Annotated in this window: 7 protein-coding genes; 5 read left to right on the forward strand and 2 right to left on the reverse strand. The window is 70.6% G+C overall.

Going from position 1 to position 7,757, the window contains the following annotated elements; all coding sequences use genetic code 11:
* Both HW577_RS16140 and HW577_RS16145 read right to left on the reverse strand, forming a co-directional pair.
* The coding region (locus HW577_RS16140) for a putative Ig domain-containing protein (protein ID WP_198377177.1) at positions 1-1,724 on the reverse strand (1,724 nt) is incomplete at its 3' end.
* Positions 1,725-1,840: 116 nt separating this feature from the next.
* On the reverse strand, positions 1,841-2,731 hold the full coding sequence (locus HW577_RS16145; protein WP_198377178.1) for a polysaccharide deacetylase family protein: 891 nt from the start codon (positions 2,729-2,731) through the stop codon (positions 1,841-1,843).
* A gap of 205 nt (positions 2,732-2,936) precedes the next feature.
* On the opposite strand from HW577_RS16145, the gene HW577_RS16150 reads away from it, so the two are divergent.
* Genes HW577_RS16150 through HW577_RS16170 form a run of 5 tightly spaced genes read left to right on the forward strand, consistent with a single transcriptional unit; the run spans position 2,937 to position 7,618 of the window.
* A complete protein-coding gene (locus HW577_RS16150) occupies positions 2,937-4,016 on the forward strand; it encodes an ABC transporter ATP-binding protein (RefSeq protein ID WP_232474987.1) in 1,080 nt (359 codons plus the stop codon).
* Positions 4,013-5,032 (forward strand): extracellular solute-binding protein, encoded by a 1,020-nt coding sequence (locus HW577_RS16155; RefSeq protein ID WP_198377179.1) that lies wholly within the window; start codon positions 4,013-4,015, stop codon positions 5,030-5,032. The genes HW577_RS16150 and HW577_RS16155 overlap by 4 nt, the downstream gene beginning before the upstream one ends.
* A gap of 7 nt (positions 5,033-5,039) precedes the next feature.
* The gene (locus HW577_RS16160; RefSeq protein WP_198377180.1) at positions 5,040-5,873 is read left to right on the forward strand and encodes an ABC transporter permease; all 834 of its coding nucleotides are present in this window, start codon (positions 5,040-5,042) and stop codon (positions 5,871-5,873) included.
* Entirely contained in the window at positions 5,866-6,684 is an 819-nt protein-coding gene (locus tag HW577_RS16165) for an ABC transporter permease (RefSeq protein ID WP_198377181.1), read from the forward strand. Before HW577_RS16160 ends, HW577_RS16165 begins: the two co-directional genes overlap by 8 nt.
* A gap of 19 nt (positions 6,685-6,703) precedes the next feature.
* Positions 6,704-7,618 (forward strand): polysaccharide deacetylase family protein, encoded by a 915-nt coding sequence (locus HW577_RS16170; RefSeq protein WP_198377182.1) that lies wholly within the window; start codon positions 6,704-6,706, stop codon positions 7,616-7,618.
* The last annotated feature ends 139 nt before the right edge of the window (positions 7,619-7,757 follow it).

Below are 7,757 nucleotides of genomic sequence, written 5' to 3' on the forward strand. Positions count from 1 at the left end.
GTGCCGGAGAAGGTGCGGGTCGCGGGGTCGAAGGACAGCCAGGCCGGCAGGGGCGAGCCATCGGCCAGCGTCGCGGTGTAGGCGAGGCTGTCGCCTGTGTCGGGATCTGCGAAGGCTCCGGCGGGCACAGTGAAGGTGAAAGCGGCGTCCTCGGTCGTGGTGGTATCGGTCAAGCCCGCCACGACAATCGGAGCGTCGTTGGTGTTGGCAACAGTCAGCGTGAAATCGTCGCTGGCGCTGGAACCGCTACCGTCGGTCGCGATGACGCGCACCGCCAGGGTACCGACATCGTCATTCGCGGGTGTGCCGGAGAAGGTGCGGGTCGCGGGATCGAAGGACAGCCAGGCCGGCAGGGGTGAGCCATCGGCCAGCGTCGCGGAGTAGGCGAGGCTGTCGCCCGCATCGGGATCGCCGAATGCGCCGATCGGGACCTGATAGCTGAAGGCGCTGTCCTCCGTCGCCGATCGATCCGCGATCGGGTTGGCGAGTGTCGGTGCGTCGTTGGTGTTGGCAACAGTCAGCGTGAAATCGTCGCTGGCGCTGGAGCCGCTGCTGTCGGTCGCGATGACACGCACCGCCAGGGTGCCGACATCGGTGTTTCCGGGCGTGCCGGAGAAGGTGCGGGTCGCGGGATCGAAGGACAGCCAGGCCGGCAGGGGCGAGCCATCGGCCAGTGTCACGATGTAGGCGAGGCTGTCGCCTGTGTCGGGATCTGCGAAGGCTCCGGCGGGCACAGTGAAGGTGAATGCGACGTCCTCGGTCGTGGTGGTATCGGTCAAGCCCGCCACGACAATCGGTGCGTCGTTGGTGTTGGCAACAGTCAGCGTGAAATCGTCGCTGGCGCTGGAGCCGCTGCTGTCGGTCGCGATGACACGCACCGCCAGGGTGCCGACATCGGTATTTCCGGGCGTGCCGGAGAAGGTCCGGGTCGCCGGATCGAAACGCAGCCAAGTCGGCAGCGCGGATCCATCCGCAAGGGTCGCCGTGTAGGTCAGCACATCACCGGCATCGGTATCGCTGAACGCGCCGGCGGCGAACTGGTAGCTGAAGGCACTATCCTCCGTCGCGACGGCATCCGACAGGCCCTCAGCGACGAACGGCGCGTCGTTAGCCGTCTCGTCGCCATCGCCGGGCTTCGTTGCGGGGGTTTCCCCGGCATCGGTCCGCCCCTCCGCTGGCCGCGGTTCGGCAGCGGAGACCATGAGGCGCTCCGCGCCATCGGTATGCTCGTCGGTCGATGCTATCCCCTGGGCGTCCGCCGCCTGCACGGGAACCAAGGTCGTTGGCGCGGGTGTGGGCGCTGCGCGCTCCTCGGCGCCGAGGCCGACATCCATGCCATCGGGAGCGGCGATCAGCGTGGACCATCCGCTGGCGCCGCCAAGCGGTCGCGCGGTCTCGCCCGGCTCCATCCGCGAGGGTTCCGGCGTGCCGGCGGTCCTGGCCCCAAGGGCCTGGACCGCGGACCACGCCATGTCTCCGGACGCGGCCGCGCTGGTTGCTCCCGCGCCGATAACGGCGGTCTCGCCACGATCCGGCGAGACCAACGCCTCCGGCCGCTGGAAGGCCGCGAGCTTGCCGAGGACATTCGACGCGACATCGGCGTCCAGCTTCGGGCGCAGCACCGCGCCCGCTACGCTCTGGTCGATCTCGACCGTGGCATCACGAGGATCGGGCGGCACGCCCCGCGTATCGGCACGCGGCGCCGCCGCGTTCGCTGCGCTCATGGCCCGATCGGACGATGAATGAGACATCGTTCCGAAGTAGAGTCATTACTATTTCGGAAGATTTAATGCTCGGCGCGCCGGCGGCACTCTTCGTTCGCAGCGGTCGAGGCTGCTTGTCAGCGGGTCGCCGCCGCCCATGCTTCGGCGATCTCGTCCCGACGCGCCACCCACACCCGGTCGCCCAGCGCGGCAAGCCGCGCCAGCACACGGTCGAAGGCCGGAAAGCGCCCTGGCCGCCCGCAGATGCGCAGATGGTAGCCGATGTTGAGCAGGCGCGGCCTGCCGGCCTCCGCCTCCGCCAGCAGCACATCGAGCGCATCGCCCACATACTCGACCATTTCCGCCGCGCGCACGAAGCCGTTCGGGTGGAAGAACTTCATGTCGTTGCTGTCGAGCGCGTAGGGCAGGGCCAGCAGCGCCGGATGACTCGGGTCGCGATAGGGCAGGTCGTCGTCAAAGGCGTTGGACACCCAGCGGAAGCCACGCTCGGCCAGGAGCCCGCGCGTCCAGGCGCTTTCCGATCCGCGGCAGAAGAAGCCGCGCGGCCGTTGCCCCGTCGCCGCCTCGATGGCCTCGACGCAGCGGTCGAGGTCGTGCGCCTCCTCCGCCGCCGACGCATAATCGGCGTGCGGGCGCCAGAGCCAGCCATGCGCGGCGGCCTCGTGCCCGCGTCGCGCGACCTCCGTTGCCAGGGTGGGCGCACGCGCCACGGCGCGGCCACACATCAGGAAGGTGGCAGGCAGCGCATGCCGGTCGAGCGCATCGAGCATGCGCCACAGCCCCGCGCGCAGGCCGTAGGCGAAGATCTGCTCCTGCCCCATGTCGCGCGTGCCAGGGGCGACGACGCTCATCACCTCGCCCATGCGTTCCGATTGCCGGTCGCCGTCGCCGACCTGCTGCTCGGCGCCTTCCTCGAAATTCACCACCACCGAGACGGCGAGCCGCGCGCCGTTCGGCCACCGGATATCCGGCCAGGCGCCCCCATAGCCGATCAGGTCACGTGTCATGTGCCCTGCTTCGCCCATCGCGACGCGCACGGCAATCTTGCGAGTCTACGGTGCAGATCGCTCACGAAAGAGGCAAAGTGTCACCGCGCATGTCGCGCACCGGCGCCACGGGCCGCCGAGGCGCCGCTGGCACGGGCGTTGCGATGCCTGCGCCATGCTGGATGATTCGCGCTCGGCCGGTTCGGCCCCGGACGCGGCGGGGCGCTTGCGTGGCCACCGACTCGACATGGACGGCGTGCGCGTGCGTTACGGGCAGACGCTCGCTGTCCGCGACGTGACGCTGAGCGTCGAGCCGGGCGAGATGCTCGCTCTCCTCGGCCCCTCAGGCTGCGGCAAGACCACGCTGTTGCGCACGGTCGCGGGCTTCATCCGCGCCGAAGCGGGGCGCGTGCTGGTCGATGGCGCGGCGATCGACCACCTGCCGCCGGGCCGGCGCGGCGTCGGCATCGTGTTCCAGTCCTACGCCCTGTTCCCGCATATGAGCGCGGCGGAAAACGTCGCCTACGGCCTCGAGGCGCGGCGCCTGCCGAAGGCCGAGATCGCGCGCAAGGTCGATGCGGCGCTCGCCGCCGTGCGCATGGAGGGCTTCGCCGATCGCCGCCCCCGTGCGCTGTCGGGCGGGCAGCAGCAGCGCGTGGCACTGGCGCGCGCGCTCGCGATCGAGCCCGCGATCCTGCTGCTTGACGAGCCCTTCGCCGCACTCGACCGCTCGCTGCGCCTCGACCTGCAGCTTGAGATCAAGCGCATCCAGCGCCGCTTCGGCGTCACCGCCGTGCTGGTCACGCACGACCAGGACGAGGCGATGAGCATGGCCGACCGCATGGCGGTGATGAATGCAGGCCGTGTCGAGCAGGTGGGCGCACCCGCCGAGGTCTATGACCGCCCGGCCACCGCCTTCGTCGCCGGCTTCGTCGGCACGACCAACCGCCTGCCCGGCCGGATCGAGGCGCGCGACGGCGCGGGCTATCGCGTGCGGCTCGATGCCGGCGCGACCTTCGCGGTCGAAAGCGCGCGCGGCTTCGACATCGGCGCGCGCGTCGTGCTCTGCGCGCGGCCCGAGCAGCTGGCGTTGCGCGACGGGGCGGACGCGCCGGATGCGTTCCCCGCCAGGCTGCGCCAGTCCCTGCCCCTCGGCCCCGCGCTGATCCACGACATCGAGGCCGGCGCGGCCGAGCTGAAGCTCCACGCGGCCCGCCACGGCGCGCCCCCGGCACCCGGCCCGGTGCGCGTCGCACTGCGGCCGGACGCGACGCCGGCCCTGTTCCCCGAAGGAGAGACGACATGACCGAGTTCCGCCGCCGCCATCTGCTGGGTGCCGCCCTCGCGGGCACCGCCCTGCCCTGGAACGCGGCGCGCGCCCAGGCCGCCATGACCGCCGCCGTCTATCCGGGCGGCTGGGACGAGGCGCTGCGCGCCGTGCTCGCGCCGCGCCTGCGCTCGGCGCACAACATCAACGTCGCCTTCGAACCCCTGTTTGCCGTCGACCAGATCGCCAAGGCACGCGCGGCGCGCGGCAATCCGCCCTTCGATGTCTTCGTGCTCGACCCGGGCCCGCGCGTCTCGGGCATCGAGTTCGGCCTGTTCGAAACCTTCGACCCGGCGAAGCTTACCAACCGCGCGCTGCTGCCCGACGGCTACGCCGATGCGCACGGCGCGGCGGTCGCCGCGCAGGTGGTCGGCATCGCCTACAACCCGACCAAGGTCGCCAAGCCGAAGGGCTGGGCGGACCTGTTCAAGCCCGAATACGTGCCGAAGCTCGGCCTGACCGGCTTCGGCACCACCTTCGGCACCATCTCGCTCATTGAAATGGCCAAGGCGCTCGGCGGGTCCGAGGCGAACATGGATCCTCTGTTCGCCGAGTTGCGCCGCATCCGCCCGAACGTTGCCGCGGTCGGCCAGCCCGCCGCCATGCCGGGGATGTTCCAGCAGGGCCAGATCGACGTGATGTACACCAACACCTACACCGTCACGCTCCTGCGCTCCCGCGGCGTGAACATCGACTTCGCGGTGCCGGAGACGGGGGCGGCGGCCTTCGTCACGACCATGCACATCGCCAAGGGCAGCCGGAACCTCGATTCCGCCTACAAGTACATCGACGAGATGATCGCGACCCCTATCCAGGCGGCGCTCGCCCAGGATCCCTTCTTCTTCGTGCCGGTCAACAAGGACGTCACGCCGGGTGCCGACGTGCCGATGCGCTCGATCAGCGAGATCGGCCGCTTCGTCACCCATGACTGGGCGCGCATCAACCCGGTGCGCGCCCAATGGATCGCGCGCTTCAACCGCGAGATGGCGGGCTGAACCGGCGATGGCGACGGGGAACGGCCTTTGGCGGCTCGCGCTGCCGCTGGCGCTCGCGCAGGCGCTGTTCTTCGTCGCTCCGCTGCTGCTGCTGCTCGCCACCTCCTTCGCGACGGACGAGAACCTGCGCGACTGGGGGCTGCGCGGCTGGCGCGACGCGCTGGGCGATGCCTTCCACATCCAGTCCGTGCTGAACACGATGCGGCTCGGCGCGCTGACGGTGCTCGCCACCGCCCTGCTCGCCGTGCCGCTCGCCCTGGTGCACATGGCGGCGGGGCCGACGCTCCGGCGCATCATCCTGATGGCCGCGGTGCTGCCGCTGCTGACCTCTGTCGTCGTGCGCACCTTCGCCTGGATCGTCATCCTGGGGCGGGAAGGGGTGATCAACGCGACGCTGCTCGGCGCCGGGGTCATCACCGCGCCGGTCGCGCTGCTGCAGACGGAACACGGGCTGATCCTGGCGCTGACGCAGATCGAGATGCCGCTGATGCTGCTGCCGCTGCTGGCCGCGCTGGCGCGGATCGACCCCGCACTGCTCGACGCCTCGGCCTCGCTTGGCGGATCGCTGGCGCGGACGCTGTGGAAGGTGGTGCTGCCCATGGCGATGCCGGGGCTGATCGCCGGCGCGACCCTGGTCTTCGCCAGTGCCTCCACCGCCTTCATCTCCCAGGGCGTGATCGGCGGGGGGCGGCTCAACTACCTGCCCGCGCTGGTCTGGCAGCAGGCGATGGTGGTGTTCGACTGGCCGCTCGCGGCCGCGCTCGCCCTCACGCTGATGGCCTCGGTGCTGATGGTGGCCGGCGCGCTCTCCCTGCTCGGCTCGCGGGTTCGCCATGCATAGGTATACCGGGAGCGATCGCCTGCTGGTCCTGCTGATCGTCGCGCTGGCGGGGATCGGCTTCCTCATCCTGGTCGGACCGGTTCTGGTGGTGCTCGTCACCTCCTTCACCTCCTCCCGCGCGCTGCGCTTCCCGCCACCGGGCCTGACGCTGCAATGGTATCGGGACCTGTTCGACCCGGTGCGCTCGTCGCAGATCCATGTGGCGGCGGGCAACAGCCTTCTGGTCGCGGCCCTGACGGCGATCGTCGCGACCTCGCTCGCCACCGCCGCCGCGCTGGCCATCGCGCGGACCCGCGCGGGCTGGGCGCGCTTCGCCGAGGGCGGTTTCATGGCCCCGCTCGTGCTGCCGGGCATCGCCTTCGGCCTTGCGGCGCTGATGTTCTTCTCCTGGCTGCGCCTGCCGCCCTCGCTCGCGCTGCTCGTCGCCGGGCACGCGATGATCGCCGCCCCCTTCGCGCTGCGCACCGTGGGCGCGGCGGCGGCGGGGCTCGATCCGGCGCTGGAGGAAAGCAGCGCCGCGCTCGGCGCTGGGCCCTGGCGCACCTTCCGCCGCGTGACGCTGCCGCTGATCATGCCGGGGGTCGCGGCCGGCGCCTTTCTGGCCTTCGTCTCCTCGCTCGACAACGTGCCGGTTTCGCTCTTCCTCGCCTCGGCGCAGACGGACATGCTGCCGATCCGCCTGTGGGGCATGATGGAAACGGCGCTCGACGTGCGCGTGGCCGCGGCCTCTGGCGTGCTGGTGGCGGTTGCCTTCATCCTGCTGCTGGTGATGGACCGCGCCGTGGGCCTGGCGCGGCGGATGAGCGGATGACCCGGCCCGGAGAGACGGCATGCCCTACGAAGTGACGCGCGACTTCATCGGCTACGGCGCGAACCCGCCCGACCCGCAATGGCCCGGCGGCGCCAAGGTCGCGGTGAATTTCGTCATGAACTACGAGGAAGGGTCCGAACCCTCCTTCGAGCTCGGCGACGGCGTCACCGAGAACGGGCTGACGGAAGCGCATGGCCTCAACCAGGTGAAGTCCGGCCGCGACCTCGCCGCGGAAGGGATGTTCGAATACGGCTCCCGCGTCGGGGTATGGCGCCTGATGCGCCTGTTCCAGGAACGCGGCCTGCCGATGACGGTGTTCGGCTGCGCGCTGGCGCTGGAGCGCAACCCGGAGGCCGCGGCCGCCATCCGCGCCGCGGGCTACGATGTCTGCTCGCATGGCTGGCGCTGGGTGAAACACTTCGAGCTGAGCGAGGCGGAGGAACGCGAGCACATCGCCAAGGCGGTCGTGAGCCTGGAAAAGACGGTCGGCCACCGCCCCGATGGCTGGTACTGCCGGTATGGACCCTCGGTGAACACGCGCCGCCTGGTCGCCGAGCATGGCGGCTTCCTCTACGACAGCGACTACTACGGGGAGGAACTGCCCTTCTACGTGCGGGTCGAGGGCAAGCCGCACCTCGTCGTGCCCTATTCCCTCGTGAACAATGACGGGAAATACGCCGGCTGGATGGGCACCTCCGACCAGTGGTTCTCCTTCATCCGCGACGCCTTCGACATGCTGTACGAGGAAGGGCAGAAGGGTCGGCCGAAGATGATGTCGATCGGGCTGCACATGCGCCTCATCGGCCATCCGGCGCGGGCGATGGGGCTCAAGCGCCTGCTCGACCACATCGGCAGCCGGAAGGATGTCTGGGTGACGCGGCGCGTCGACATCGCGCGGCATTGGCTGAAGGTGCATCCCGCGCCGGCGGCGTGACCTGGATGCGCGCCGGGCGGCTCGCGCTCGGCCTTGCCCTCGGCGCGGCGGGCGGCGCGCTCTTCGCCCTGCTGTCGCTGCCGCTGCCCTGGCTGATCGGCGCGCTGGTCGCGGTTGCGGCGGCGCGGCTGTCGGGCCT

This window comes from Neoroseomonas rubea, from assembly GCF_016106015.1.
GTDB classification, from domain to species: Bacteria; Pseudomonadota; Alphaproteobacteria; order Acetobacterales; family Acetobacteraceae; genus Neoroseomonas; species Neoroseomonas rubea.

Excerpts from the sequence above, each read along its gene's own strand:
- HW577_RS16165 (WP_198377181.1), top strand. The coding sequence starts at position 5,866 with ATGCATAGGTATACCGGGAGCGATCGCCTGCTGGTCCTGCTGATCGTC.
- HW577_RS16170 (WP_198377182.1), top strand. The coding sequence starts at position 6,704 with ATGCCCTACGAAGTGACGCGCGACTTCATCGGCTACGGCGCGAACCCG.
- HW577_RS16155 (WP_198377179.1), top strand. The coding sequence starts at position 4,013 with ATGACCGAGTTCCGCCGCCGCCATCTGCTGGGTGCCGCCCTCGCGGGC.
- HW577_RS16160 (WP_198377180.1), top strand. The coding sequence starts at position 5,040 with ATGGCGACGGGGAACGGCCTTTGGCGGCTCGCGCTGCCGCTGGCGCTC.
- HW577_RS16145 (WP_198377178.1), bottom strand. The coding sequence starts at position 2,731 with ATGACACGTGACCTGATCGGCTATGGGGGCGCCTGGCCGGATATCCGG.